Here is a 25,374-nt window from a genome sequence, read left to right as displayed (position 1 = left end):
CTAGTACTCCAGTCTGACTTCGCGATCTTGTCGCGGACCCGGCTGGGAACGGGTACGGCCACCGCGTGATCATCGGGGGTTGTGTGGACTCCTGAAGATCGTGCGGTGGCCGCGGGCCATAGCATAGACCCTGCCCGCTGGCGGGCAATGTTCGATCAGGTCATGGACCGGATCGCGGGCAGGTTCGGCCGAGTTGAGCCCCGCGCCTCGGCCCGCTCCTACCTGCTCGGACTGTTGTCGGGCACCGAGCGGAAGAACTGCTGGCAGCTGGCCGAACAAGCGGGGCATACGCGGTCCGGACCGCTGCAACGACTGCTGCGTTACGCCCGCTGGGACGCCGATGCGGTCCGCGACGACCTGCGTGCTTATGCCGCCGAACATCTCGGCACCGACGGCAGCGTCCTCGTCGTCGACGAAACCGGCTTCCTGAAGAAGGGACGGGCCTCGGCGGGAGTTCAGCGCCAGTACACCGGCACCGCGGGACGCATCGAGAACGCCCAGGTCGACGTGTTCCTCGCCCTGGCCGGCGGCCGGGGACGGGCCTTGATCGACCGGCGTCTCTACCTCCCCGAACACTCCTGGTCCAACGACCCCGAACGCCGCACCACGGCCGGGATACCCGAGGCTGTGCAGTTCGCGACAAAGCCCTGCCTGGCCGGACAGATGATCACCGCCGCGCTGGAGGCCGGCATCACCGCCTCCTGGGTGACCGGCGACGAAGCCTACGGCCAGGACCCCCACCTGCGGACTGTCCTGGAAACACGCGCCATCGGCTACGTTCTGGCCGTCGCCCGCTCCACCCGGGTGACGATCAACGGCGGCCGCACCCCTGTCCGCGCGGACACCGTCGCCAGCCGCCTGCCCGCCACGGCCTGGCAGCGGCACAGCGCCGGCCACGGCGCGAAGGGACCGCGCCACTACGACTGGACCTGGGTCCACATCGGTAGCGACAGCCACCACCACTTGCTGACCCGCCGCAACCGGGCCACCGGCGAACTGGCCTTCTACCTCTGCTGGTCACCCACCACGGTGGCGCTGGCCGAACTGGTCCGCGTCGCCGGTATCCGCTGGAGCATCGAGGAGTGCTTCCAGGCCGCCAAGAGCCAGGTCGGTCTCGACCACTACCAGGTCAGGCACTGGACCTCATGGCACCGGCACATCACGCTCGCCATGTTCGCCCTGGCCTTCCTGACCGCCGTCGCCGCCGACACGGCCCCCGGCCGGCCCGCCAACCGGCGCTATCCGGCCTGCAGCAACGACCCGATCCCCTTGACCGTCCCGGAGATCCGCCACCTACTCGCCGCCGTCTTCACCCCGCCGGCCATGACCGCAGCCAGACTGCTGCACTGGTCGATCTGGCGCAGACGCCACCAGGCAACAGCCCGACGCAGCCACTACAAACGGCGGTCCACCGACGAACCTGCTGGATAGGACACGAAACCGCACTGGAGTACTAGGCGGCCAGCGGGTGGTCGAGTGCCGTGCCGGGGTGGGCGGTCGTCGCCGCCGCCCAGAAGAACAGGGCGATGCCGACCGCTCCGGGGTCGGGCTCACCCTTCGCGCGTTCGCCGACATAGCTGGCCCTGCCCATCCGGGCTCGCAGGGCGGCGGTCCCGTCGGCGCCCGCCTTCGCCGCACGGGCCGCCTCGGTCAAGGAGCCGGTCGCGAACGCGTCGACGGCGGGAGCCAGAGCGTCGACCATGGTGCGGTCCCCGACCCGGGCCTCGCCGACCCGCTGGATCGCCTCCAGCCCGGCACGCGCCCCGGCGCCGAGGCCCCTGCCGTCGTCCAGGGCGAGCGCGATCTCGGTGAACAGCAGGCCGAGCAGCGGTCCGCTGGTGCCGCCCACCTCGTCGAGGAAGACCTCCCCGAGCGCCCCGAAGGGGGACACGCCGCCCTCCTCGAAGCGCGCCACCGCGTCGCGCAGTCCGCCGCGCAGATTGTCCCCGAAATCGCCGTCGCCGCTGCGCTGGTCGAGTTCGGTCAGCGCGGCGTGCGCCTCGTCAGCGGCCTGTGCATAGCTTCGCAGTACCGCCTCCTGGTCCAGCATCACTTCTCCCTCACGGTCAGGGCCGGCGTCACGGCCGGGGCGGCCCAGAAGCCGAGCCACTCGGGCCGCATCCGGGTCAGGGTCAGCGAGAATCCGGCCATGTCCATGGCCGGTACGTACGTCCCGACGAGCGCGTCGGACACGCGCAGTCCGCGCCGGGCCAGGCCGTCGAGCACCAGGTCGTGCAGGCCGTAGAGCTCCAGCAGTGTGGTGGAGCCGAGGCCGTTGACCACGACGACCAGGTCGTCGGGGCCCGCAGGCAGGCCGGCCGCCAGCTCGTCGAGCATGCGCTCGACCAACTGCTCGGTGGGCGGCCGCCCGATGGACTTCTGCGCCCGCTCGCCGTGGATGCCGACCCCGTACTCCAGCTCCTCGGGGTCGAGGGCGAACGCGGGCCGGCCGGTGTGAGTCGAGGTCTGGGCCCGGGAGGCCACCGCGAGACTGCGCGAGGCCGCCGCGAACTCCGCTCCCAGGAAGGCTAGTTCGTCCACCCCGAGGCCGCTGTCCGCAGCACCGCCGAGCAGCTTCTCCACGACGACGGTCGCCCCGGTCCCGCGCCGCCCGGTGGCCGTCTCCGAGGAGTCGGTCGCGAGGTCGTCGTCGACGAGCACCCGGCGGACCTCGATCCCCTCCAGCCGCAGCCGTTCCGCCGCAATACCGAAGTTGATCCGGTCGCCGGTGTAGTTCTTCACGATGTGCAGCACCCCACCAGGCCCGGCCGCCCGCCGGGACGCCTCCAGCACCTGCCTGTTGTGCGGGGAGGCGAACACCTTCCCGGGGGCGACGGCATCGAGCATGCCGCGCCCGAGGAAACCGCCGTGCAGGGGCTCGTGCCCCGACCCGCCGCCGGACACCAGCCCGACCCGGCGATCCGGGTGGCGTTGCTTCGCGACGACGTACGCCGGGCTGTCGTGCAGCTCGACGAGGTCGGCGTGGGCACGGGCGAACCCGCGCAGCGCCGACGGGACCGGATCGCCGTCGGAGGGAAGGAAGGGCAGGGGCATCAGGATTCTCCGTCGATCGGGAAGGGCGCCCGGCGGACCCGCGGGCCGGACCGGATCCGGGGGCGAGCGGGCACGGGACCGTGGCGGGCGGGGGCTCCCCGGCCAGGGCCGGCCGGTCCTCCGCGCGAGGGGCGGACCTGCGCCGTACCCCTCGCGCGGGGTCTCAGCCGGTGAGCTTGATGCCGGCGGCCGTGAGCGCGGCCCGCAGCGTCGCGCGTTCGGCGTCGCCGACCGGGGTCAGCGGGGAGAGGCTGTGGCCTCCGTTGCGGCCCTGCATCGCGAGGGCCGCCTTGATCCTGGCGGTCATGTTCGGCCCGTCGATGGCGCGCCAGACCGGCAGCTGCTTGTTGTGCAGCTCGTGGGCGGCGGCGATGTCCCCGCGCTGCACCGCGTCCCACTGCCGCAGGCACAGCTCGGGCACGACGGTCAGGGTCGCGGAGATGGCGCCCTGGGCGCCCATGAGGTAGCTCGGGAAGAGCAGGTCGTCAACGGCCGTGAACACCTTTCCGCCGGAGGGGTTCATGTGCAGCAGGTCGGCGAGCTGGTGGATGTTGCCGCCGGACTGCTTCACACCGATGACGTTCGGGATCTCGTCCAGGATCCGGGCCACCGTCGTCGCGGGGATCAGCGCGTACGGGATGACGTTGTAGATCAGGACCGGCATGCCCGTCTCTTCTGTGATCCGCCGGTAGTACTCGACGGTCCGCTCCTCGTCGGGCTGGAAGAGGTAGTGGACCGGGGTGACCTGGAGGGCGTCGACACCGGTCCTGGCGATGGCCTTCCCGTAGCGGACGACCTCACGGGTGCTGTCCTGGATGATGCCGGCGATCACGGGGGCCTCCCCCGCGGTCTCGCACACCGCGGTCTCGGCGATCGCCACCGAGTCCTCCACCGAGAGCATCTGGCCGTCGCCCGTGCTCCCGGTGACGCACAGGCCGTGCACCCCGAGGTCGAGGTGGTACCGGACCTCGGCGCGGAGCGCGTCGAGGTCGGGCTGCTCGTCAGCGGTGAAGGGGCTGACGAGCGGGGGGATGATGCCATGAAGATCGAGCGTCATCGTCGTGGGAACCTCTCTGGTCGTCCGACGTCGGTCTCGTCGCGGCTGGACCACTCGCACAGAACGCCGACCCCAGCAGCGGCCGCGAATGTAACCGGTGACATGCATCAGGCTGGCCGACGCCGTGCACCCTGTCAAGGCTGTCGGCGGGCGGAGCGGTCGCCCGCGCCCGCGCGGAGTGGGGCGCGGGTCTGCGGCGGGAGGGGGCCCCCACCCGCATGCAGTGGGGTCGCCCTCCGGCGTGCAAGCGAACCGCTCCGGCAGTCTTGCGTCGGCCGCAGCGGGGACGCCGTCCGAACGCGCGCCGCGCGCCGACGCCCCCCGGGTATTGACACCGTCACACAGCGGCTGTTCACATGACGATGTAACCGGTGACAACGTGCCAGGTCGGCCTGCCTGAGCCACAATCACCGACCGCTATCGACACATCGAGGTGTGACAGCGTGTCAGTGGACGACAGAGACCACGGCCCGGACCTGGTCACGGTTGACGCGCCCCCGGCCCGTCCGAAGGGCAAGAACCTCCGCTGGGCGATGATCGTCGTGATCACCATCCTGACGATCACCAGCTACCTGGACCGCGGGAACCTGTCGGTCGCCGCGCCCCTGATCAGCAAGGACCTCGGCTTCTCCGACACCCGGATGGGGCTGATCCTCTCGGCGTTCGTCTGGCCGTACGCGATCATGAACCTGCCCGTCGGCTGGGGGATCGACCGGTGGGGCCCGCGCATCATCGTGGCGGTCGCGGCCGGCCTCTGGAGTATCGCGGGCGCCGCGACCGGCCTCGCCCGCAGCGTGGGCGTCTTCCTCGGTCTGCGCGTGGTCCTCGGCGTCTCGGAGGCCCCGCTGTTCCCGGGCGCGCTCAAGGCCACAAGCGAGTGGTTCCCCGAGCACGAGAAGGCCCGGGCCACCAGCGTCTACATCGCGGCGACCCAGGTGGGCCTCGCCATCGCGCCGCCGATCGCGACGGCGCTGATGCTGGCGCTCGGCTGGGGGCTGATGTTCCTCATCGTCGGATTGTTCGGCGTCATCGGTGTGATCGGCTGGGTGGCGGTCTACCGCGCGCCCGAGAAGCACCCGCGGCTCAGCCCCGAGGAGCGTGAGTACATCGGGGTCGACCGCCGGCAGGCCGAGGTGCGCGCCAAGAGGAACGAGTCCGTGGGCCGGGACTGGCTGCGGGTCTTCCGGTACCCCACGGTGTGGGGCATGATGCTCGGCGCGTTCTGCCTGCAATACGTGTTCTGGTTCTACATCACCTGGCTGCCCAGCTACCTGGAGTCGGCTCAGCACTTCTCGGTCACCTCGGCCGGCCTGGTCTCGGCGCTCCCCTACATCGCGGGCGGTGTCGCCGCGCTGCTCGGCGGACGCATCTCCGACGCGCTGGTGAAGCGCGGCGTGCTCGCGATGCACGCCCGGCGTTACACCATCGTCGGCGGCGCCCTGCTCACCGGACTCGCCCTGGTCGCCACGGCGTTCAGCGACGGGCCGGTCACCGCCGTCACACTGCTGTGCGTCGGTATGTTCACCTACAGCCTCACCACGGCCTCCTACTGGGCGCTCGCCGCCGACGTGGTGACCACCGACCGCCTGGTCGGCTCGGTCGGCAGCATCCAGAACTTCGCCGGCTTCCTCGGGGGCGCCTTCGCGCCGGTGGCGACCGGTGTGATCGTCGACCGGTTCGGCGGCTTCACCCCCGCGCTGATCGTCGCGGCCGCCCTGCTGCTGGTCACCTGCGTGATGTACGGCGGCCTGGTCAAGCGCCGCCTTCCCCTGTGAGGAGTCGCACCGTGCCCGAGAGTGTCATCCCTTCCCGCGACACCGACGTGGACGTTCTCGTGGCAGGTGGAGGGTCGGCCGGTGTGGCCGCCGCCTGTGCCGCGGCCGAGGAGGGCGCGCGCACACTGCTCGTCGAGGCGTCGGGTTCCGTCGGCGGCACCCTGGCCTGGCAGTACCTGGAGCACTCGGCGGGGTTCCACAGCGTCACCGGCGCGCAGGTCGTCGGCGGCTGGGCCCAGCGCCTGGTCGACCGGCTGAAGGCGAACGGCGGATCGCCGGGGCATGTCCGCGACGACGTGGGCTACACCGCCGGCCGCACCCCCGTCGACCATGCCGAACTGGCGCTGACCCAGTCCATGATGCTGTCGGAGGCCAGGGCCTCGGTGTGGTTGCAGGCGGTGGTTGCCAAAGTCGCCCGCGGGGCGCGGGGCGAGGTCGCCGAGGTCGCCGTGCAGACCCCGGAGGGGGCCCGTACGGTAAGGGCCCGCGCCGTCGTCGACGCGTCGGGGGACGCGGCGGTCGCCGAGCTGGCCGGCGTGCCGATGCAGCGGGACACGGCGGCGACGCAGCCGGTGTCCCTCCTCTTCAAGCTCGGTTGTGTGGACGTCCCCGCGCTGTTCGGGTATCTGCGCGAGCACCCGGAAGAACTCAGGCCCGGCAGCGTCGTCGGCGCGGACACCGCCGAGCACGCCAACGTCTGGGGGCTGGGCCGGCTGCTCGCCGAGGGCCACCGCGACGGGCTGCTCGGCCTGTTGCGCCGCGAGATGCATCTGGCGGCCTGGCCGGCCCGGCGCGAGGTGGTGGTCAACGTGAGCCGTGTGCCCGTCGGGGACGGCTCGTCGCCGGGCTGGCGGGGCGAGGCCCACGCCCAGCTCAGCGGGCAGGTCCTGGAGTTCGTGCGCTGGTTCCGCGAGCGCGTGCCCGGCTTCCGGGACTGCCACCTCACCGCGGTGGCCGACCGAGTCGGGGTGCGGGAGTCCCGGCGGGTGCGCGGGGTGCACACCGTCACCGGGGCCGAGGTGAGCGCCGGTGCCGCCTTCGCCGACGCGGTCGGGTGCGGCGCGTTCCCCATCGACGTGCACGCCGCCGACAGCCCGACCCTGTCGCACACCGATGCGGTCGGGGCCGGCTACGAGATCCCGTACCGCGCCCTGCTCGTCCCGGACGCCCCGAACCTGCTCGTCGCGGGCCGCTGCGTGTCCAGCGACCACCAGGCCAACGGATCGCTCCGGATCACCGCCACCTGCTTCGTCACCGGCGAGGCGGCGGGGGTGGCGGCGGCCCGCGCCGCCACGGCAGGCGTCAGGCCGGACGCACTGGATGTCACAGCGCTGAGGGGCCGGCTCGCCGAGCGCGGTGCGATCGTGCGGCTGCCCGCCGCGCTGGCCACCGCCTGAGCGCCGCCGCCCCACCCGTCGCACGCCGGTCGGGGCGGCCGATCACGCGGACCGCGGCGGTGTCCACTGCGCCGACGGCATGGGACCAGGTGCGGTCAGGCCCGGCGCGCGGCACACCCGCGGCCACACGACTCGTGCGGCCCGGGCGCCCGCCGCGCCGCACCAGGCCGTCAGCCGGCGGACCGCGGCGGGCCGACGGAGTTGCGGCGCACGAGCTGCGACGGGGCGACGTGCTCGCCCCGCGTGTGCTCCGGGTCGTCCAACTGCCGTACGAGCAGCTCTGCCGCCAACGCCCCCATGTGCTGCGTCGGTTGGCGGACGGCGGTGACCGGCGGATCCGTCACCTCGAACGCCGGGTCGTCGTCGAACGCCACCAGGCTGAGGTCGTCGGGGACATGCAGTCCCGCCGCGCGCGTCGCCTCCAGCACACCGATGGCGACCCGGCCGTTGTAGGCGAACACCGCCGTGGGCGGCTCACTGCGCCCGAGCACCACCGCCGTCGCGGCCTTCCCGCCCCGTTCGTCGCTGGCTCCCTCGACGACGAGTCCGGGGTCGAAGGCGATCCCGGACGCGGTGAGGGCGTCAGCGTAGCCGGTCCGGCGCTCGCGCGCGGTGTCGAACGCCTCAGGACCGCCCACCAGCGCGATCCTGCGGTGGCCGGCGCGGATGAGCTCGCTGACGGCGTCGAACGTGACCTCGCGGTTGTTGGTGCGGACGATGTCGACGCCGTCGATGCCCGGCCGCTGGTCGATGAAGACCGCGGCGAGCCTTCGCGACACCAGCCGCAGCAGATCGATGTCGGGCCGCACGCTCGTCATCGCGATGCCGGCCAGCGTGCCGTCGGCCGCCGCCGAGACGAGGTGCCTGCGCGGGTCCCCGTCGCCCGCCACCGAGCTGATGACGAGGTGGTAGCCGTGAGCGAGCAGCGCGTGCTGCATGGACTCGGCCACCGAGGAGTTGAACGGGTTCTGGATGTTGGGCACCAGGAGCCCGAGCATGCGGCTGCGTCCCGAGGTGAGGGCGCGCGCGGCGGCGTTGGGCACGTAGCCCAGCTGCTCGATGACCGCCTGCACGGACGCCCGTGTGGAGGGGGACACCCGGGCGTCCCCCTTGACGACGCGGACGACGGTCGCCGTGGACACACCCGCGACCCGTGCGACGTCCCGCACTCCGACCATTCGACCGCCCTCCCACTGGCGAGTTCCGGGCGCCGTCCGTTCGCCGGATCCGTCCCTCGACCGGGACGGATTCCGCGTACGGGACGCGTCGACGATGTTCGCACGCGCGGCACCGCACGCGCGCGCCCCGACGAGGCCGAAGACGGCTTGCCGGAGATCGGGGCCGGAGCCCCTCAGGTCACAGACCGCCCCAGTACGGCGCCAGCCCGGGGTGGAATGGGGGGAGTTCTGCGGTCACGTGGGCGGATTCTGCTCCGGCGAGCAGCACGCGGTGGTACCAGAAACGCCAGTTGCCGCCCACTCTCCGCCCAAAAGCGAACGCCTCGAACGGAGCGTCGACGCTGCGGTAGTGCCACCAGATCAACCGGTGGGTAGGCAGAGCACCCGCGGGCAGGACGTTCTTCAGCCTGCGGTCCTTGATCCGCTTGTTGGCCGGAATATCGTCCGCTGACGTGTTGTCGTTGACGTGGTAGAGCACGGTGGCGCCTGCCACCGTGGCCACGTAGACATGACACCCCGACAGAGGCCCGGTGAAGACCCATTCCGCTGCGGGGTCCAGAGCCATCTGGGTCAGCGCGTTGGGGGCATCCGGCAGGTAGCGCACTCGCTGGTCGACGTTCGCGGCCTCAAGGGTGATCGCCTGCACCGGTTGGCCGGGCAGCCGCGGTGTGGGAACGGGGTACACGTTGACGCGGGGGAACACTCCCGCGGACTGGGTGAAGGCGGTGCCTCCAGGAACCGGTGCGCCTACGGAGGCGGCGGCTCGCACCGCCGGCCGACCGGTGGACGGGTCGGCCCCCTGGAGGTTCAGCACGCCGGCGTTCGCGCCGAGACAGGCCAACGGGTTCGCCAGGAAGTCAGCGGTGTACGGGTCCGGCACGACAGTACCTCCGACTCGTCCGGGTGAGGACGTAGCAGCGGTGGGGGCGGCTGGTGAAAAGGTAACCGCCGTCCTCCGGAGGCCGTACCACACGATCCCGCCACCTTTACGGCCAATGCACCGCGCTCCGCCTGTTGGAGGCCACGACCGTGCCGCACCGACCTCAGCCGGTGCACCGGAAGGTGGCCGCCGGGTGGGATCGCCCCGCTCACGTCACCGCACCGCGGCACATCACGCCTGTGCAAAACGCCTGACTGCCCGTCAAGACGTCGGTAGAGCCCAGGCCGGAGTGTCAGCCCGCGCCCGCGGGCTGCGGCAGGGCTGTGGGCCCGGCGCCGTCGGGGGCCCCGAGGCCGAGTTCGCGGAAGTCCGCGAGCGTCCAGGCCCGCACCTCGCTGACGTGCAGGGACGCGAGGTTCTGGGCGCGCTCCGCGTCCCCCGCGAGCATGGCGTCCACGATCTCGTGGTGCCGGGCCGCGGCGGCGCCGGTGCGGTGGGTCCCGGAGGCGCCGGCGATGCGCAGCCACTCCAGGTACGCCTCAAGGCTGTCGCGGACGGCCATCATGCGGGTGTTGCCGCTGTAGCGGATGATGGTGCGGTGGAGGTTCATGTCCGAGTGGAAGAAGGGCTCGAAGTCGCCCCGCTCCATGGCGCGGTCGGCCTCCTCGATCTCACGGCGGAGATCTTCCTTCACCTCGTCCGGCATCCGCGACGTGGCCTCGTAGGTAGCGAACCACTCGATGGCCTGCCGCATCCCGCACACCTCGTCGATGTCCCGCTCGGTGATGACGGCGACGAACGTGCCGGAACGCGGCCGGGTGAGCACCAACTGGTCGGCCTCGAGGCGGGCCAGGGCTCCTCGGATGGGGGTGCGGGAGACTCCGGCCTCCTGGCTCAGCGCGGTGAGGTCCAGACGCTGCCCCTGGCGCAGGTCGCCGCGCACGATCTTGTCCCGCAGCAGCCGGTACGCCTGCTCTGACAGCGAGTCGGTGACGATGGTCGCGGGTCTGTCTGCCACGTCCACGATTCTTGCACAGACTGTGAGCACCTGCTAAATCTGGTGTGTGACATTTCAGATTTCTGATGGAGGGCTCGCATGACACACACCACACCCGGTCCTTCGCTCCACGGCATCATCGCGACGGTCGTCACCCCGTTCGACGAGCGGGGCGAGATCGTCGAGGAGAAGCTCCGCGAAGAGGTGCGCTGTCTGCTGGAGGCGGACATCACGGCCCTCTGCGCCTGCGGCACCACGGGCGAGGGCAACACGCTCACCGCCGAGGAGAGCGCGCGGGTGTGCCGTGCCGTCGTGGACGAGGTGGCGGGCCGCATACCCGTGATCGGCGGGATCATCCAGAACTCCACCCACACCGTCGTCGAGTACGGGCGCGCGCTGAAGGACACCGGCGTCGCGGCACTCCAGATCACGCCCGTGCACTACCTGTGGGACCCCACGGACGACTCGACCGTCGAGTACTACCAGGAGATCGGGGAGGCCGTGGGCCTGCCCGTCATCATCTACAACGTCGTGCCGTGGGCCCTCATCCGGCCCGAGGTCGTCTCCCGCCTCGCCGATCTGCCGCATGTCATCGGCATCAAGCAGTCCGGCGGGGACATGCACAAGCTCGCCGACCTGATCACCCTCGTCTCCGACCGGATCGCGGTACTCGCGGCCGTGGACGACCTGCACTACCCGGCGTTCGTCCTCGGCGCGCAGGGCGCCCTCGCCGCCATCCCGACGGTCACGCCGCACCTCAGCACCGCGCTCTGGGATGCCGTGCAGCGCGGCGACCTCGCCAAGGCGCGCGAACTGCACGAGAGCATCCTGCCGATCTGGCGCGCCATCGACGGCCCCAACCAGCCGGCCACCATCAAGGAGGCGCTGCGCCTCCAGGGTCGCGACGGCGGCCTGCCCCGCCGCCCTGTCAGCCCGGTCACGCCCGAGGTGAGCGACCGCATCGCCCGTGCGCTCGACCGGGCAGGGCTGCTCACCGCGGGCCGCTGACCCGCGCCGCGGCGGACACCATCGCAAAGGAGCGATCGTGACAAGCACGGAACCGGTGGGGTATGCGGCACAGGCGCTTGCCCAACTGCTGCCTGACGGGGTGCTCACCACCGACCCCGACGTACTGCTCGCCCACAGCACCGACCACGCGTCGTCCTGCTCCGCGGGCAGACCGATGGCCCTGGTACGGCCGCGGACCACGGAACAGGTCGCGGCGGTGCTGCGGTTCGCCTCGGCCGAAGGGATCCCCGTCGTACCGCAGGGTGCCCGCAGCGGCCTGTCCGGCGGAGCCAACGCGGTCGACGGCTGCGTCCTGCTGTCCACGGAGAAGATGACCGCGATCCTTGGCATCGACGTGGAGAACCAGACGGCCACGGTCGAACCCGGCGTGCTCAACGCCGAGTTCGGCCGGGCCGTGGCCGAGCACGGCCTCTACTACCCGCCCGACCCCGCCTCGTACGAGATGGCCACCCTCGGCGGCAACGCGGCCACCAACGCAGGCGGCCTGTGCTGCGTGAAGTACGGCGTGACGGCCGACTGGATACGCGGCCTCGAAGTCGTCCTCGCCGACGGCCGGGTCCTGGACACCGGCCGCACCACGGCGAAGGGCGTCGCGGGCTACGACCTGACCCGTCTCTTCGTGGGGTCGGAGGGGACGCTGGGCGTCATCACGAAAATCGTCACCGCGCTGCTGCCCGCCGCCGAGGCGCCGCGCACCGCCATCGCGTTCTTCTCCGACATCGCGGCCGCCTGCGAGACGGTCACCGAGGTGATGCGGGGAAGCGCACGGCCCTCCCTGCTCGAACTGGTGGACTCCGTCTCGCTCGACGCCATCGGCCGGCACCGCGACTACGGCTTCCCGCCGGGCACCGGAGCCCTGCTGATCCTCCAGTCGGACGACGCGGCGCACGCGGACCGGGTGCTCGCCCGCTTCGAGAGGGCCGCCGAGGGCCGGGGCGGCGACGTGCTGATCGCCGAGGGCCCCGAGGAGAGCAGGCTCTTCCTCGCCGCGCGCAGGGCCGTCGGCACCGCGCTCGAACACGAGGGCACCACCCTCTCCGAGGACACCTGCGTCCCGCGCAGCAGACTGCGCGAACTGGTCGTCGGGGTGCAGGAGATCTCGCGTCGGCTCGATGTCACCATCGCCTGCACGGGACATGCGGGTGACGGAAACATGCATCCCACGATGGTCTACGACAGGACCGACACACGCCAGGTCACCGCCGTACAGCAGGCATTCGACGAGGTCATGGCCCTGGGGCTGGCCCTCGGGGGCACCATCTCCGGGGAGCACGGAGTGGGAGTGCTCAAACGCCACTGGCTGGAACGCGAGCTGGGGCCAGTGGGTCTCGACGTCCACCGGTCCGTCAAGGCGGCTCTCGATCCCGGGCGCATCCTCAATCCCGGCAAGGTGCTCGACCACTTCTGATTCCGACGTCCGAGCCCCGGCCGTCCGGCATGTCCGATCCCCAGAGCCGCACACCAGGAGCCCACGATGGCATCCCTGTCCCCCGCCACCTCGTCCCCGAAGACATCGACCCGGCCGACGAACGTCCGCTGGCGCATGCTCGGACTGATTCTCGTCGTCACGGCCGTCAACTACCTCGACCGCACCAACCTCTCCGTGGCCCTGCCCAAGATGAAGGAGGAGTTCGGGCTCAGCGGCACCGAACAAGGGCTCCTCCTGTCCGCGTTCTCCTGGGCCTACGTCGTCTGCCAGGTGCCGGGCGGCTGGCTGCTCGACCGGTACGGCGCGAAGATCACCTATGGCTTCGCGATCCTGCTGTGGTCCATCGCCACCTGCTTCCTCGCTGCTGCCCGCAGTTTCACCGCGCTCTTCGGGCTGCGCGTCGGTCTCGGTGTCGCCGAGGCCCCCGGCTTCGCCGCCAACAACAAGATGGTCACCTCGTGGTTCCCGTCGCGTGAGCGGGCGCGGGCCACCGCCGTCTACAACGGCGGCATGTACATCGGCCTCGTCACGGCCCTTCCGCTGCTGACCTGGCTGACCGCCTCCTACGGGTGGCACTCGATCTTCCTGCTCACCGGCATCGCCGGCATACTCGTGTCGTTCGTGTGGTTCCGATTCGCCAAGGGCCGCCCCACCGACCACCCGCGCGTCAACGACGCGGAGAGGGCCCTGACCGCCGACACGAACACCGGCCGGCACATCGCGCACAAGGCCGGCTGGGCCGACCTGCGCTATCTGCTGAGCCGCCGCCGCCTGTGGGGCATGTACCTCGCCCAGTTCTGCACCAACGGCGTGATGTGGTTCTTCCTCACCTGGTTCCCCAGCTACCTGGTCGAGGCCAAGGGCATGGCCTTCGTCAAGGCCGGCTTCCTTGCATCGCTGCCCTATCTGGCCGCGCTGGTGGGGGTGTTGTTCAGTGGCACGCTCTCCGACTTCCTGCTGCGCCGCGGCATGTCGCGCACCATGGCGCGCAAACTCCCCATGATGATCGGGTTCGTCGGCTCCGTCTCGATCATCCTGGGCAACTACACCTCACGGCCCGCATGGGTCGTCGCAGTCATGTCCTTCGCGTTCTTCGCCCAGGGCATGACCGCGATCGGGTGGACACTCGCCTCCGAGGTCGTGCCCGTGAAGATGCTCGGCCTCTCCGGAGGCGTGTTCGGCCTCTTCACCAACCTCGGCGGCGCCGTCGTACCCCTGGTGGTCGGTGTCATCCTCGACGCCACCGGTTCCTTCAACGGCGCCCTGTTGTTCGTCGGTGCGCTCGCGCTGGTCGGCTTCTTCGCCTACCTGGTCCTCATCGACAAGGTCGAACGTCTCGATCCCGACGCCGTGTGAGGCGGGCGCGGCCCCGGCCCCCGGCCCCCGCCGTGCTCGCCTGCACCAGGGGCCACTCCGTCGTTCTGGGCAACCACGGCATCGGCCACGCCTTCATCACCGACTCCGCGCCGTCCGTCGGATACGCGGCGCCGGTGCGGCCGTTCGGCCGATCAATAGCGTTGAGTTATTGATCGGAGAGTGTCTGATATTGGACGGCCGGCCGGATCAGGGATTTGCTGGTGCTGCCCACCCCGGGTCACCAGCGAATGACCGCACTCGGCGCCGCCCTGCCACAGGTTCGTCAGCCGGGTGAGGCAGGTGGGTTCACGAGGTCGAGATGAGAGGAAGTGTCGTATGACAACGGCGCCTACGACTGCCCCGTCCGCTGAAGAATGGGCGACCGCCTTCACCGACGCGAGCAATGCGGACCCGGAGATCCAGGCACACGGAAAGTACTTCACGTGCTCATGGCTTCTCGACGCGGGCGAGCGGAGTTACGTCATCAAGTCGGAGTCGGGCACAGTGACGAATGTCGCCGTCGACCCGGGCCCCCTCGACGAGCCCTACCAGTTCGCGATCCGGGCCAGTGCCGAGACGTGGCGCGGTTTCGGGGCCGAGGTTCCCGCACCGATGTACCACGGTATCTGGGCCGCTTCCTTCCAGCGCGACATGCGCCTCGAAGGCGACGTGCTCGTCCTGATGCAGAACCTGCGCTGCATCACCCGGCAGATCGAGCTGCTGCGCGTCATCGGTTCCCCGGTCTGACCCCACAGGACCACACGGACCGACCTCGGCCCGCCACGGGCCTCGCCCAGCCGGAAGGAAGCACAAACATGAGCAACAGCAAGATCTCCCCCGTCACAGGACGCTACGTCACCATCGAGGTGGACGGCCTCGAATACAGGGTCTTCTACCTCGAGAACGGCACCGGGCAGCCCCTCGTCGCGCAGCACACGGCCGGCTGCCACAACCACCAGTGGCGCGGGCTCCTTGAGGACGAGGAGATCACCGCGAACTACCGCGTGATCGCCTACGACCTCCCCCGCCACGGCAAGTCGGACCCGCCGGAGAACACGGAGTGGTGGAAGGAGGAGTACAAGCTCACCGCGGACCACTTCGTCCACTTCATCGTGGCGCTCTGCGACGCCCTGGAGCTCGACGACCCCATCTTCATGGGCTCCTCGTTCGGCGGCAACGTCGCTCTGCAACTGGCGCTGCGCCACCCGGAGCGGTTCGCGGGGGTGCTCTCCGTGGAGGGCGCCGACTACTCTCCCGGCTTCTACCTGGACTGGTGGCAGCACCCGCACGCGAACGCCGCGCAGGTGTGCGCGAGCGGCACCTGGGACCTCATGGCCCCGCAGTCGCCCGAGTCGGACCGGTGGAAGACCTGGTTCTACTACTCCCAGGGCTCGGAGGCGTTCAAGGGCGATCTGCACTTCTACTCCGTCGACCACGATCTGCGGGGCCGGCTGGGCGAGATCGACGGTACGCGCTGCCCCGTGGTCATAATGACGGGAGAGTACGACTACCTCACCACTCCCGAGGACAGCGCGAGGACCGCGTCCGAGATCACGAACGGGTCGTTCATCAACATGCCCGAGATCGGCCACTTCCCGATGAGCGAGAACCACGCCCGCTTCCGCGTCCACCTGTTGGAGGCCCTTGAGCGACTCCAGGCGGTGAAGGGCTCCGCCGCCTGACCGTCTCCCGGCCCTGCGGCACACCTGACCGGGCCGTCCTGGGCCGGGCGCGGCCGGGCGGTGGCGGCCCGCCGCTTCTCGCGGCGGGCCGCCGCCCCCTCGGTTCGCTCCGTCCGTGCCCGCCTTTCCGTTCCCACCGGAGGCCGGAACGGAATTTCCCTGGCGAAGTGGTCCGCTCCTCCGTCCCGTCGATTCCCGGGCGGTGAGCAATTCAGGGATATGCCAGGCGCTGTGCACGGAAGGGCGGCAGGTCCTGCGCCCGGTGTCTTTCGCCAATCCGCTGTGCCCAGCGGGAGATACACGCACCTGGCCGCCGGGTTCCACGGAGGTAGGATCCGGCTCATGGAGTTGGAGCTGCGTTCTCTGAGGTACTTCGTCGCCGTTGCCGAAGACCTGCACTTTGGGCGGGCGGCCGACAAGCTGCATATATCGCAGCCCGCTCTCAGCGTTCAGATTCGCAAGCTTGAACGGCTCCTCGGCGTCGACGTGTTCCTGCGGGACAGCAGGCATGTGGAACTGACATCGGCCGGTGAGGCCATCCTCGAAGAGGCCCGCAGAACACTCGCCGCGGCGGATCACACCATGGCCGTGGCGCGCAGCGTCACCCGCGGCTCGGGCCGTCTCGACATCGGCTTCGTCGCGAACGCGGCAGCAGAGCTCACGCCCGCGGTTCTCGATGAGTTCAGCCGCCGGCACCCGGATGTCGATGTCCGCATGCGCCAGTACGCCTTCGCCGATCCGCTGGCGGGGCTCGCGTCCGGAGATGTCGACGCCGCTTTCGTCCGGCCGCCCCTGCGGCCCGACGCCCACGTCGACTGCTTCCCCCTCCTCCACGAGGAGCGGGTTCTCATCCTGTCGGAGCGCCACCCGCTCGCCCAACGCCCCGCCGTCACCGTGGAGATGGTGCTCGACGAGGCGTTCGTCGCGCGACGTGCCCCCCAGGAGTGGCGTGACTTCTGGCTCGGCGTCGACCACCGGGACGGACACGCGGTCCGCGTGGGAGCCGAGGTGTCGACGGTCGACGAATGCCTGGAAGCCGTGCTGACGGGCCGGGGTGTCGCCTTCACGCAATCGTCCTCGCAGAGGTACTACGCGCGCCCCGGGCTCGCCTTCGTTCCTGTCGACGACCTGTCCGGCAGTACCGTCGTGCTGGCATGGCGGCGGGACGCGGCCGCGCCTCTGGTGAACGATCTCGTCGCGGCGGCCCGAGACGTCCTCGGTGCCCGCACGGCGCACCGGTCTCGCTTCTCGAAGCACTGACGTCGCGCCATAGGTTGTCGTCGGTCATCAGGACCGCCCGCGGCGTACCTGACGGCAGCTCCCATGAGTGTTCGGCCCGGCCCGGCACCACCCGCGAGGGCGTCGAGTCCCCACAGCGGCTGCGTACGACCGGACGGCGCGCGGGGCGGGCCGGGCAGACAGGGGGCAAGGCAGGAGAAGACGTGAGCGTGGTCGCCCCGCAACCATGTCGGCACAACGCCGAGGAGCGACCCACGCGGGAGAGACCATGGCAGTAAAGCAGCCCGGGACCGCACGGCCCCGGATGCTGGGGCACCCGCTGGTCTTCTGGCTCGGCGCGGCCGCCTGCACCGCGGGTGTCCTCCTCCATCTGCCCATGTACATACAAGCCCGCCCCATGCACTACGCCATGCGCGGCATGCCCCCGGACGCGCCCATGCTGACCGGCATGGCCCTGATCGTCATCGGGCTGGCCGCCACCGTGTATGCCGTGCTGCCACGGCGCAGCGGCGAGATCGGCTCCGCCGTGTCCCGGCTCCGGGTCCGTGCCCTGGACGAGGCCCCGATCACCAGACGGCACGTGTTGCTCGTGCTGGTGCTGATGGTCGCGGTGACCATCGACGTGATGAAGCCGACCGCGCTCTCCTTCGTCGCCCCCGGCGTCGCCGCGGAGTACGGCCTGAAGTCCCCGGCCGATCCGCACGGCGGCCTCCCGGTGTCCTGGCTGCCGCTGTGCGGTATCACCGGCACCGTACTGGGCTCCTGGCTGTGGGGCTGGTTCGGGGATCGCATCGGCCGCCGCGCGTCGATCCTGGTCGCCGGCATGGTCTTCACGTCATCGTCGATCTGCGGCGCCATGCCCGAGTTCACCTGGAACCTGGCCATGTGCTTCGTGATGGGCCTCGGTGCGGGCGGCATGCTGCCGATCGCCTACGCCCTGCTCGCCGAAACCGTTCCGGCCCGGCACCGCGGCTGGCTGATGGTGCTGATCGGCGGTGACATCGCGGTCGCGTACGTCCTCACGAGCTGGCTTTCCGCAGCGCTCACGCCCACGTTCAGTTGGCGCATCCTCTGGCTGATCGGCCTGCCCACCGGGCTTCTGCTGCTCTCCCTCAACCGCTGGATCCCCGAATCCCCCCGTTTCCTGCTCGCCACCGGCCACCACCGCGAGGCCCAGGAGGTGCTGGCCGGCTACGGCGCCGCCGTCGTGGACACCGACGAGCAGGAGGCCACGCGGCACGACGCGGCCACCCGCGACCCCGGCGGCTACCTCGCCCTCTTCCGCGGCCGGCTGCGCGGCCCCACACTGGCGGTCGCCGTGCTCGGCATCGGCATCGGACTGGTGACGTACGGCTTCCAGCAGTGGATACCGACCAATCTGCGCAGCCTCGGATACACGGCCGCGGGTTCCGACTACGTCACGCGCAACGCCGCGGTGATCGGCCTTCCCCTGACCGTGCTGTGCGCCTGGATGTACGGAAAGCTGGGCAGCCGCAAGACGCTCATCACCGTCTCCTCCCTCACCGGTGCCGGCCTGCTGGCGTTCCCGGTCGCAGGCGATTCGCTGGCGCACCACCACACCCTGCTCGCGCTGCTGCTGGTGGTGCCGCTCGCGGGCAGCAGCTCGGTGGTGGCGGTGGTCGCCGGGTACGCCACCGAGATCTACCCGACGCTCGTCAGAGCCCGCGGCGCCGGACTCACCGCAGGCATGACCAAGGCCGGAGGAGTGCTGATCCTGGCGCTGGCCGTGGCCGCGGCTCAGGTCCCGTCCATCGCCACGACCGCCTGGATCGGCGCGGTTCCGCTGCTCCTCGCGGCCGTGGTGTTCCTGTGGGTGGGTCCGGAGACCCGGCGACGGAACCTGGAAGAGATCAACGACGTCCTGATGGCGGCCGAGAAGTCCGCCTCGCCATGACCCCCGCCGCTCCCGACGCGCAGGCGCCGGCGGCCCTCACACGCGTGTCCGGCGCCGCGCTCGTCCCCCGTCGCGGCGCCGGACACGCCCCGAGCGCACGCCATGCCGCCGACGTCCCGGGCGGGCCCGCCTCACCCGGTCCTCCTGCGGCCGTGCACACAGGGGTGGCGGGCCGAGAACACCCACCGGTCTTCGCCCGTACCCGTAACGCAACCGGCCAAGGAGGCTCCATCCATGTCCGACGTCCGGCTCCCGAGGGACGCGGCAACCGCCGTCCGGTCCCCGGGGCCCTCCCTCTTCGTCAGCGGTGACTTCCCGCGGCACCGCTGGCCGTTGGTGCTGGCCGCCGTCGTGGCCGGCCTGTTCGTCGCCTACGCATGGTCGGCCGACCTCGTCGACGACCAGATCGGCGTGACCACTGCCCGAGGTGTACTCGGCCACGATCCGACGGCGCCCATCGGCAGCGTGCTGTCCGGCATCCTCTTCGCCTTCGTCTCGGGCCTCGCCGGATCGTTCACGGCGTGCAACATCGCGGCCTTCGGTGCGGTGGGGCCGCTCGTCGGCGGCTCGGCCGGCAGGCGCGAGAGGTTCCTGGGTACCGTCAAGCCGCTCGGCTGGGTGTCGGCCGGGATGTTCCCGGTGTCGGCCGCCTACGGCGTCGTGGTGGGCCTCGTCGGCACGTCGATGCCGCAGTTCTCCACGGCGAGCGCGAGCGGGCTCACCCCTCGGACCGTCCAGTCGATGGTGGCCTTCGGTCTTGTCGGGGTGGCGATGGTCGTGCTCGGACTCGCCGCGGCCGGGGTGGTGCAGGACCCGCTGGCGCGGGTCGCCCGGCGCTTTCGGCACGCGCCGCTGATCCTCATGGGCGCCCTGATGGGAGGGTTCCTGGTGGGGCGGCCTTACCCGCTGTTCCGGAACCTCTTCCGGCATGCGGCCGAGACGCACGACCCCCTCTACGGCGCGGTGGCGTTCTGCCTTCAGTCACTCGGCAACATCATTGTCATGTTCCTGCTTTTCCTGATCTTGTCGTACGGGACCGGAGGGCGGCTCGGGGCGTGGATGGCCGGGAAGCCGGGGCGCATCGCGACGGTGACCGCGTCGGCGTTCCTCGTCGCCGGCGTGTTCACGCTGGCGTACTGGGAGCTTCGGGTTCTCGGGCGACTGGGGTACATCTGGTGGCCCGACGCACCCTGGAGCGCATGACGCCGCCTCCGGCCCCGCGCCGCTCGGCACCACCCGCCGAGCGGCGCGGGGCCATGCCGTGCGGCCCGCCCCGCACGGGCACGCGGTGCGGCGCTGCGGCGCCGGCGGCCGATCGCCGGCGCCCTGGGGCGGATGACCGCGCAGCGGCCTCCCGCCTCAGCCCTGCGCTCGCCCGGACACACCCAGCAGGCACACCCGTCGCTCACTTCGTCCGCTCGCGGCCGTGCCTCATGGAGGCGGCGGCCTCACCCGGGGAGTCCCCAGCGGCGACGAGCATGCCGAGGACCTGCGCCTCGAAGCAGACGTCCGCGTCGTAGGGCGGGACCAGATACCCTCCGAGTTCGAGGGCGACCAGGCCGTGGAGGCCGATCCACATCTGATTGGCCACCAGGTGGGGGTCGCCCGCCCTGAAGCGCCCCGCCGCCATGGCCCGCTCCACCGCGTCGACGACGCTCGTGAGCGTGTAGCGCCCGTACTGCCGGTCCTCGTCGCTCAGCGCGAAGTCCAGACCCTGGCCGCCGAACATCACGCCGTACAGATTGCGGTGCTCCTGCGCGTTGTCCCGGTAGGCGCGGCCCAGCCGGACCACGTCGCCCACGGGGTCGTCGCTCTCGCCGACCGCCCCCATCCGCCGCTCCAGCAGCCGGAAACCCTCACGGACCATGGCCCGTACGAGGTCCTCCTTGCCACCGAAACGGGTGTAGACCGCCATGGTCGACGTGCCCACCGCGGCGGCGAGCCTGCGGGTCGAAAGCGCCTGTGGGCCCTCTTCGGCGAGCAGCCGGGCCGCGGCCTCGATGAGGTGCTCGCCGAGATGCGGGTCTACCGGGCGCGGGCTCACGCTTGACAGCATGCCACGGGGCTGCCACCCTCTTCAACAACGGTGTTATATAACAATGGTATGGAGAGGTGGAGGGCCATGGGCACCCGCCGCAGCAACACCCTGTCGCACCTGTGGACCAGTGCCTACATTCCGATTGCCGAAGAGGCCGCGGCGGGCGGCCTGCCGGTGCTCGGCACGCTTCCGCGGGAGCTCGACGGCCTCTTCGCCGTGGTCGGTCCCAATGCTCTGGGCGCGTACGACCCGGCCCAGGACCACCAGTTCGCGGGCGACGCCATGCTCCACGGGTTACGGCTCGGGGACGGCCACGCCCCCTGGTACCGCAACCGCTGGTTACGGACCGACCGCGTCACGGCCGCACTCGGCGAACTCCCCACACCGGGCCCCCGGCACGGGCTGTCGGACAATGCGAACGCGGGCCTCGTCGAGCATGCGGGCCGGCTCCTGGCCCTCGGGGACGGCGGTGTCCTGCCCCACCAGATCGGTCCGGACCTGCGCACCGTCGCCCGCATCGACTTCGACGGCGCCGTACCCGACGGCCTCTGCTCACGCCCCGTCACCGACCCGCTCACCGGCGAGCTGCACGCCCTCGCGCACCGCACCGGCCAGGAGCACGTCACGTACCTGGTGATCGACCCCGCCGACCGGGTCGTGAAGTCCGAGCGGCTCGGGGTCAAGGGCAGCCCCCTGATGCACGGGCTGGGGCTGACCGACCGGCACGTGATCCTCTTCGACCTGCCGGTCGTCTACAGCGAGCGGGCGGCGGCCGGCGGCTCCCGGGTGCCGTACGCCTGGGACAGTGGCCACGGCGCCCGCCTCGGGGTGCTGCCGCGTGACGGCGGCGACGCGGAGGTGCTGTGGACCGAGGTCGACCCCTGCTTCGTCTTCCACCCCGTCAACGCGTACGAGAGCGGCCGGAGGATCGTCGTGGACGTGATCCGCCACGAGCGCGCCTTCGACCTGGATCCGCTGCACCCGGGCGAGTCCCGGCCCTCCCTCTGGCGCTGGATCGTCGACCGGTCCGCCGGTCGGGTGGCCGAGGAGCAACTCTCCGACGGGCCCGAGGAGTTCCCGGCGATCGACGACCGCTACCTCGGCGGGCCACACCGGTACGTCTGGACGGTGGGCATGGACGAGGGCGTCGGCGCCGCACTCGGCGGGCCCCGGCTGCTGCGCCACGACCTGACCACTGGACGCCTCGACACCCACTCGTTCGCCCCCCGGGAGCAGGCCGGGGTGCCCGTTTTCGTGCCACGCACCGCCTGCGCCGACGAGGGCGACGGCTGGCTGCTCACCCTCGTGCACGACGACACCACCGACCGCAGCGCACTGCACGTCGTCGACAACGCGGACTTCACAGGTCCTCCCGCGGCCGTGGTACCGCTGCCGGCACGCGTCCCGCACGGCCTCGGCGCGGCCTGGACGGCCACCGCGTGAACCCGTACCGACGCCACACACGCTCCGTGCCGCCCCGGCCTGTACGGGCCGCTGTCGGGCCGGACAGGCAAAACCGGAGAAGCCTCTTCCGCACACCCGCCGTCACGATGGGACGACAGCGCCGGCCGGCCGGCCGCGCCGACCGCGGAGGAGGTGGTCCTGTGCTGGTCTGCGTGACGGGCGGCACCGGATTCGTCGGAGCGCACTCGACCGCCGCACTGGTCAGGGCCGGCTGCCGGGTACGGCTGCTGGCGCGGGACCCGGACACGGTGCCACGGGCACTCGCGCCCCTGGGCGTCGATCCGGCAGCGGTCGACAGCGTCGCCGGGGACGTCCGGGACGAGGCGGCCGTCAAGTCGGCCGTCGCCGGCACGGACGCGGTGCTGCACGCCGCGTCCGTCTACTCCTTCGACAGCCGCCGAGCCGACGAGATGCGTGCCGTGAACGTCCGGGGCACCGAGGTGGTGCTCGGCGCCGCGGCCCGGGCCGGCGCCGGGCGCATCGTGCACGTCTCCAGCTTCGCCTCGCTGCTGCCCTCCGGCGGCGGCCTCCTGGACGAGCGCTCCCCCGTCGGCAGGCCGCGCGATGTCTACATGCGCACCAAGGCCGAGGCCGAGGAAGTGGCGCTCGCCCTGCGGGAAAGGGGTGCGCCGATCGTCATCAGCCTGCCCCCCGCCCTGCTGGGCCCGTGCGATCCGCGCCTCGGAGACCAGACCACCCGCCTGCTGGACACCCTGCGGGGCCTGATGCCGCTCTGGCCGGCCGGCGGCTTCCCGGTCGGCGACGTCCGCGACACCGCCGCTCTGCACACCCTCGCACTCACCGGTCCCCCGCCCGGCACCAGCCGCCTTTTCGGTCCCGGACGCTACCTGACGACACGCCAGTACGTGGCGGCCGTGCGCCGGGTGACGGGCCGGCGACTGCCTTCGGTGGTGCTGCCCGGGCGCGCCCTGCTGCCGGTCGGGCGCGTCACCGACGTGGTACAGCGGATCCTGCCGTGGCGCCTGCCGCCGTCCTACGGCGCGGTGTACGCGTGCGTGTCCCGGGCCCGGATCGCACCGTGGGCAGCGGGCGGTGGCGTCCCCGCGCGACCCACGGACGAGACCTTCACCGACACCGTGCGCTGGCTGCACGCCGCGGGGCACCTGACGGCCCGGCAGGCGGGTGCCGCGTCGGCCGCCAGGGCACCGGGTCGCGCCACCGTGCCGGGCCCCGGGCAGTGACCCGCTGTCGTCGCGGGACGGCGCACCACGACACACACCGTCAGACAAGGAGACGCCTTTGTCCACCACCGGATCTGCCGCCTTGGCACGGGGCTACCGCAGCGTACGGGAGAACGTCACCGGTTGGCTGACCGAGTGCCCCGGAGCCGCTGACGCTCCCGTGCCCTGCTGCCCCGGCTGGAGCGTGCGGGACGTGGTCGCGCATCTCGTCGATGTCTGCGGCCGCTTCGGCGGGCTGCCCGGTACCGGCCGGCCCGCCGACGACACCGGGAAGCTGCTCACCGCCTGGGCCGAGGCCGCGGCTCCCGTCGAGAGAGAGCTCGGCGCGGGCACGGCCGGCACCGACGGCCGCGCCGTCATGGACGCCGTCACCCACGAGTGCGACATCCGCGAGGCTCTCGGCATCGCGCCACCCGTCGGCCACCCGGGCTTCGGGAGCGCCTTCCGCGTCGTGGTGGGTGGGCTCGGCGCCAGCCTCGGGCGCCATGGGCTCGCCGCCGTCACCATCAAGTCCCCGGTCGACGCCTGGGTCGCCGGTCAGGGCGAACCAGGCGTCACCTGGAGCGGGGGCCACTACGAGCTACTGCGTGCACTCTGCGGGCGGCGCAGCCATGCGCAGATCTCCGCCATGGCGTGGAGCCGGGCCCCGGAGCCCTGGCTTCCCGCCTTCACCTGGGGGCCGTTCTTCCCACCCGGGACGGCCCGCCCGTGACCGCCGTGGTCCGGGCGGCGCTCGTAGGGCGAGCGCCGCCCGGACCGCGGTTCTTCCCCGCCGCCGGCCTCATGTCGCCGCCTGCATGAGGGCCGCGCGGCCACCGCCGTCGAGTTCCGGCAGGGCGAGCAGGATGGGCAGATCGAAGGCACCGAACCGGCGCAGTTGGAGGTCGAGAGTGGTGTGGCCGCGCCCGCCCGAAACCTGCATCGGCCGGGACATGCCGATCAAGGGAGGCGTACGGATCCGCGAGCCGGGTAACGGGGTGTGCTTCATCGCATCGGCCGGGACCGCGGCGGCCCGGATGAACCAGTCGCCGTCCGGGACGCTGAGGCGGAAGCGGCCTGAGCCGTTGAGTACGTCGCAGGACTGCGGCTGGCCCTCCACGATCGGGGAGTTGAAGGCCCCGACGTAGATACGCACCGGTCCGTAGCCGGTCGGCACCGTGAGCAGACCGCTCAGAGTCGCCTGGCCACCGGCCGGGCACCCCTGCTGGCCGAACGGGGTGATGGGCGGCATGCCGTAGTCCGCCAGGAAGCGGTAGCGGGCCGGCGAGATGCCGACACTGCGGGTGAAACGGCTGGTGAAGGTGCCCAGGCTGTTGTAGCCGACGTCGTAGGAGATCTCGGTGACGCTCGACCGGGTGTCCAGCAGGTGCCGCTTCGCCATGAAGAGCCGTACGGCACTGAGGAAACGCCCCGGCGAGGTCCCGGTCAGATTGCGGAACACACGTGAGTAGTAGAACTTGCTGAACAGCGCCGCACCCGCCAGTTCCTCCAGGCAGAGGGGCTCCGGATAGCGACTCCACATGATGTCTATGGTCCGTTTGACCGCTGTTCCTGCTGCGCCGTGCATGGAAACTCCCCGCTTCCAGCTCTATGTGGATAGGCCTGATACACGCGGATTGCCGTGGTATGCGATCGCTTGAGCGGATGTGGCACACCTCCGGGGCCCCGGGCCGTGCCCGCGC

22 protein-coding genes are annotated in these 25,374 nt (G+C 71.4%); 14 read left to right on the top strand and 8 right to left on the bottom strand.

All coding sequences use genetic code 11. The features are described 5' to 3' along the window. The first annotated feature begins 162 nt into the window (after window positions 1–162). Window positions 163–1,431 (top strand): IS701 family transposase, encoded by a 1,269-nt coding sequence (locus AB0910_RS20985; protein WP_366746116.1) that lies wholly within the window; start codon window positions 163–165, stop codon window positions 1,429–1,431. A gap of 22 nt (window positions 1,432–1,453) precedes the next feature. Here AB0910_RS20985 and AB0910_RS20980 read toward each other — a convergent pair whose 3' ends face one another. The 3 genes from AB0910_RS20980 to AB0910_RS20970 form a co-directional block, all read right to left on the bottom strand. Next, window positions 1,454–2,050: a DAK2 domain-containing protein gene (locus tag AB0910_RS20980; RefSeq protein WP_366746110.1), complete on the bottom strand. Its 597-nt coding sequence runs from the start codon at window positions 2,048–2,050 to the stop codon at window positions 1,454–1,456. After that, on the bottom strand, window positions 2,050–3,054 hold the full coding sequence (locus AB0910_RS20975; RefSeq protein WP_366746109.1) for a dihydroxyacetone kinase subunit DhaK: 1,005 nt from the start codon (window positions 3,052–3,054) through the stop codon (window positions 2,050–2,052). Before AB0910_RS20975 ends, AB0910_RS20980 begins: the two co-directional genes overlap by 1 nt. 163 nt (window positions 3,055–3,217) lie before the next feature. Next, window positions 3,218–4,111 (bottom strand): dihydrodipicolinate synthase family protein, encoded by an 894-nt coding sequence (locus AB0910_RS20970; protein ID WP_366746108.1) that lies wholly within the window; start codon window positions 4,109–4,111, stop codon window positions 3,218–3,220. 443 nt (window positions 4,112–4,554) lie between these two features. On the opposite strand from AB0910_RS20970, the gene AB0910_RS20965 reads away from it, so the two are divergent. Continuing rightward, on the top strand, window positions 4,555–5,886 hold the full coding sequence (locus tag AB0910_RS20965; RefSeq protein ID WP_366746107.1) for an MFS transporter: 1,332 nt from the start codon (window positions 4,555–4,557) through the stop codon (window positions 5,884–5,886). Window positions 5,887–5,897: 11 nt separating this feature from the next. After that, window positions 5,898–7,283 carry an FAD-dependent oxidoreductase gene (locus tag AB0910_RS20960; RefSeq protein WP_366746106.1) on the top strand — a complete coding sequence of 462 codons (1,386 nt, stop codon included), beginning with the start codon at window positions 5,898–5,900 and terminating at the stop codon, window positions 7,281–7,283. A 170-nt stretch (window positions 7,284–7,453) separates the two neighbouring features. On the opposite strand, the gene AB0910_RS20955 is transcribed toward AB0910_RS20960, so the two are convergent. From AB0910_RS20955 to AB0910_RS20945, 3 genes are all read right to left on the bottom strand, one after another. Beyond that, a complete protein-coding gene (locus AB0910_RS20955) occupies window positions 7,454–8,452 on the bottom strand; it encodes a LacI family DNA-binding transcriptional regulator (RefSeq protein WP_366746105.1) in 999 nt (332 codons plus the stop codon). Window positions 8,453–8,639: 187 nt separating this feature from the next. Further along, a complete protein-coding gene (locus tag AB0910_RS20950) occupies window positions 8,640–9,341 on the bottom strand; it encodes a hypothetical protein (protein ID WP_366746104.1) in 702 nt (233 codons plus the stop codon). Between the two features lie 292 nt (window positions 9,342–9,633). After that, window positions 9,634–10,359: a GntR family transcriptional regulator gene (locus tag AB0910_RS20945; protein WP_366746103.1), complete on the bottom strand. Its 726-nt coding sequence runs from the start codon at window positions 10,357–10,359 to the stop codon at window positions 9,634–9,636. Between the two features lie 78 nt (window positions 10,360–10,437). Here AB0910_RS20945 and AB0910_RS20940 point away from each other — a divergent pair, with 78 nt between their 5' ends. From AB0910_RS20940 to AB0910_RS20905, 8 genes are all read left to right on the top strand, one after another. Beyond that, on the top strand, window positions 10,438–11,346 hold the full coding sequence (locus AB0910_RS20940) for a dihydrodipicolinate synthase family protein (RefSeq protein WP_366746102.1): 909 nt from the start codon (window positions 10,438–10,440) through the stop codon (window positions 11,344–11,346). Between the two features lie 37 nt (window positions 11,347–11,383). After that, on the top strand, window positions 11,384–12,775 hold the full coding sequence (locus AB0910_RS20935) for an FAD-linked oxidase C-terminal domain-containing protein (RefSeq protein ID WP_366746101.1): 1,392 nt from the start codon (window positions 11,384–11,386) through the stop codon (window positions 12,773–12,775). A 66-nt stretch (window positions 12,776–12,841) separates the two neighbouring features. Further along, on the top strand, window positions 12,842–14,152 hold the full coding sequence (locus AB0910_RS20930; protein ID WP_366746100.1) for an MFS transporter: 1,311 nt from the start codon (window positions 12,842–12,844) through the stop codon (window positions 14,150–14,152). A gap of 336 nt (window positions 14,153–14,488) precedes the next feature. Then, complete coding sequence (locus tag AB0910_RS20925; protein ID WP_366746099.1) at window positions 14,489–14,899, top strand: hypothetical protein; 411 nt, start codon at window positions 14,489–14,491, stop codon at window positions 14,897–14,899. Between the two features lie 68 nt (window positions 14,900–14,967). After that, a complete protein-coding gene (locus AB0910_RS20920) occupies window positions 14,968–15,834 on the top strand; it encodes an alpha/beta hydrolase (RefSeq protein ID WP_366746098.1) in 867 nt (288 codons plus the stop codon). Between the two features lie 342 nt (window positions 15,835–16,176). Then, entirely contained in the window at window positions 16,177–17,094 is a 918-nt protein-coding gene (locus tag AB0910_RS20915) for a LysR substrate-binding domain-containing protein (RefSeq protein WP_366746097.1), read from the top strand. Between the two features lie 247 nt (window positions 17,095–17,341). Further along, complete coding sequence (locus tag AB0910_RS20910; RefSeq protein WP_366746096.1) at window positions 17,342–18,988, top strand: MFS transporter; 1,647 nt, start codon at window positions 17,342–17,344, stop codon at window positions 18,986–18,988. 234 nt (window positions 18,989–19,222) lie between these two features. Then, a complete protein-coding gene (locus AB0910_RS20905) occupies window positions 19,223–20,191 on the top strand; it encodes a hypothetical protein (protein WP_366746095.1) in 969 nt (322 codons plus the stop codon). Window positions 20,192–20,393: 202 nt separating this feature from the next. Here the strand turns inward: AB0910_RS20905 and AB0910_RS20900 are convergent, their stop codons facing one another. Further along, window positions 20,394–21,032, bottom strand: a complete 639-nt coding sequence (locus tag AB0910_RS20900) for a TetR/AcrR family transcriptional regulator (protein WP_366746094.1) — start codon at window positions 21,030–21,032, stop codon at window positions 20,394–20,396. A gap of 60 nt (window positions 21,033–21,092) precedes the next feature. Between AB0910_RS20900 and AB0910_RS20895 the strand changes: the two genes are divergently transcribed. The 3 genes from AB0910_RS20895 to AB0910_RS20885 all read left to right on the top strand — a co-directional run bounded on the left by AB0910_RS20895 (window position 21,093) and on the right by AB0910_RS20885 (window position 24,404). After that, window positions 21,093–22,469 (top strand): carotenoid oxygenase family protein, encoded by a 1,377-nt coding sequence (locus AB0910_RS20895; protein ID WP_366746093.1) that lies wholly within the window; start codon window positions 21,093–21,095, stop codon window positions 22,467–22,469. A gap of 161 nt (window positions 22,470–22,630) precedes the next feature. After that, on the top strand, window positions 22,631–23,692 hold the full coding sequence (locus AB0910_RS20890) for an SDR family NAD(P)-dependent oxidoreductase (RefSeq protein WP_366746092.1): 1,062 nt from the start codon (window positions 22,631–22,633) through the stop codon (window positions 23,690–23,692). A 58-nt stretch (window positions 23,693–23,750) separates the two neighbouring features. Then, a complete protein-coding gene (locus tag AB0910_RS20885; RefSeq protein ID WP_366746091.1) occupies window positions 23,751–24,404 on the top strand; it encodes a maleylpyruvate isomerase N-terminal domain-containing protein in 654 nt (217 codons plus the stop codon). A 69-nt stretch (window positions 24,405–24,473) separates the two neighbouring features. Here AB0910_RS20885 and AB0910_RS20880 read toward each other — a convergent pair whose 3' ends face one another. Next, window positions 24,474–25,259, bottom strand: coding sequence for an AraC family transcriptional regulator (locus AB0910_RS20880; protein ID WP_366746090.1), 786 nt, complete (start codon window positions 25,257–25,259; stop codon window positions 24,474–24,476). Window positions 25,260–25,374 lie beyond the last annotated feature (115 nt).

The organism is Streptomyces sp. NPDC047002 (assembly GCF_040704505.1).
GTDB lineage: Bacteria > Actinomycetota > Actinomycetes > Streptomycetales > Streptomycetaceae > Streptomyces.
The sequence above is the reverse complement of the archived record's forward strand: the minus strand, read 5'-3'. Positions and strand labels throughout refer to the sequence as shown.

What these genes read in the sequence shown, in the direction of transcription:
- AB0910_RS20880 (WP_366746090.1), bottom strand. Translation starts at nt 25,259, where the DNA reads ATGCACGGCGCAGCAGGAACAGCGGTCAAACGGACCATAGACATCATG.
- AB0910_RS20980 (WP_366746110.1), bottom strand. Translation starts at nt 2,050, where the DNA reads ATGCTGGACCAGGAGGCGGTACTGCGAAGCTATGCACAGGCCGCTGAC.
- AB0910_RS20975 (WP_366746109.1), bottom strand. Translation starts at nt 3,054, where the DNA reads ATGCCCCTGCCCTTCCTTCCCTCCGACGGCGATCCGGTCCCGTCGGCG.
- AB0910_RS20940 (WP_366746102.1), top strand. Translation starts at nt 10,438, where the DNA reads ATGACACACACCACACCCGGTCCTTCGCTCCACGGCATCATCGCGACG.
- AB0910_RS20895 (WP_366746093.1), top strand. Translation starts at nt 21,093, where the DNA reads ATGGAGAGGTGGAGGGCCATGGGCACCCGCCGCAGCAACACCCTGTCG.
- AB0910_RS20915 (WP_366746097.1), top strand. Translation starts at nt 16,177, where the DNA reads ATGGAGTTGGAGCTGCGTTCTCTGAGGTACTTCGTCGCCGTTGCCGAA.
- AB0910_RS20985 (WP_366746116.1), top strand. Translation starts at nt 163, where the DNA reads ATGGACCGGATCGCGGGCAGGTTCGGCCGAGTTGAGCCCCGCGCCTCG.
- AB0910_RS20910 (WP_366746096.1), top strand. Translation starts at nt 17,342, where the DNA reads ATGGCAGTAAAGCAGCCCGGGACCGCACGGCCCCGGATGCTGGGGCAC.
- AB0910_RS20905 (WP_366746095.1), top strand. Translation starts at nt 19,223, where the DNA reads ATGTCCGACGTCCGGCTCCCGAGGGACGCGGCAACCGCCGTCCGGTCC.
- AB0910_RS20970 (WP_366746108.1), bottom strand. Translation starts at nt 4,111, where the DNA reads ATGACGCTCGATCTTCATGGCATCATCCCCCCGCTCGTCAGCCCCTTC.
- AB0910_RS20925 (WP_366746099.1), top strand. Translation starts at nt 14,489, where the DNA reads ATGACAACGGCGCCTACGACTGCCCCGTCCGCTGAAGAATGGGCGACC.
- AB0910_RS20930 (WP_366746100.1), top strand. Translation starts at nt 12,842, where the DNA reads ATGGCATCCCTGTCCCCCGCCACCTCGTCCCCGAAGACATCGACCCGG.
- AB0910_RS20920 (WP_366746098.1), top strand. Translation starts at nt 14,968, where the DNA reads ATGAGCAACAGCAAGATCTCCCCCGTCACAGGACGCTACGTCACCATC.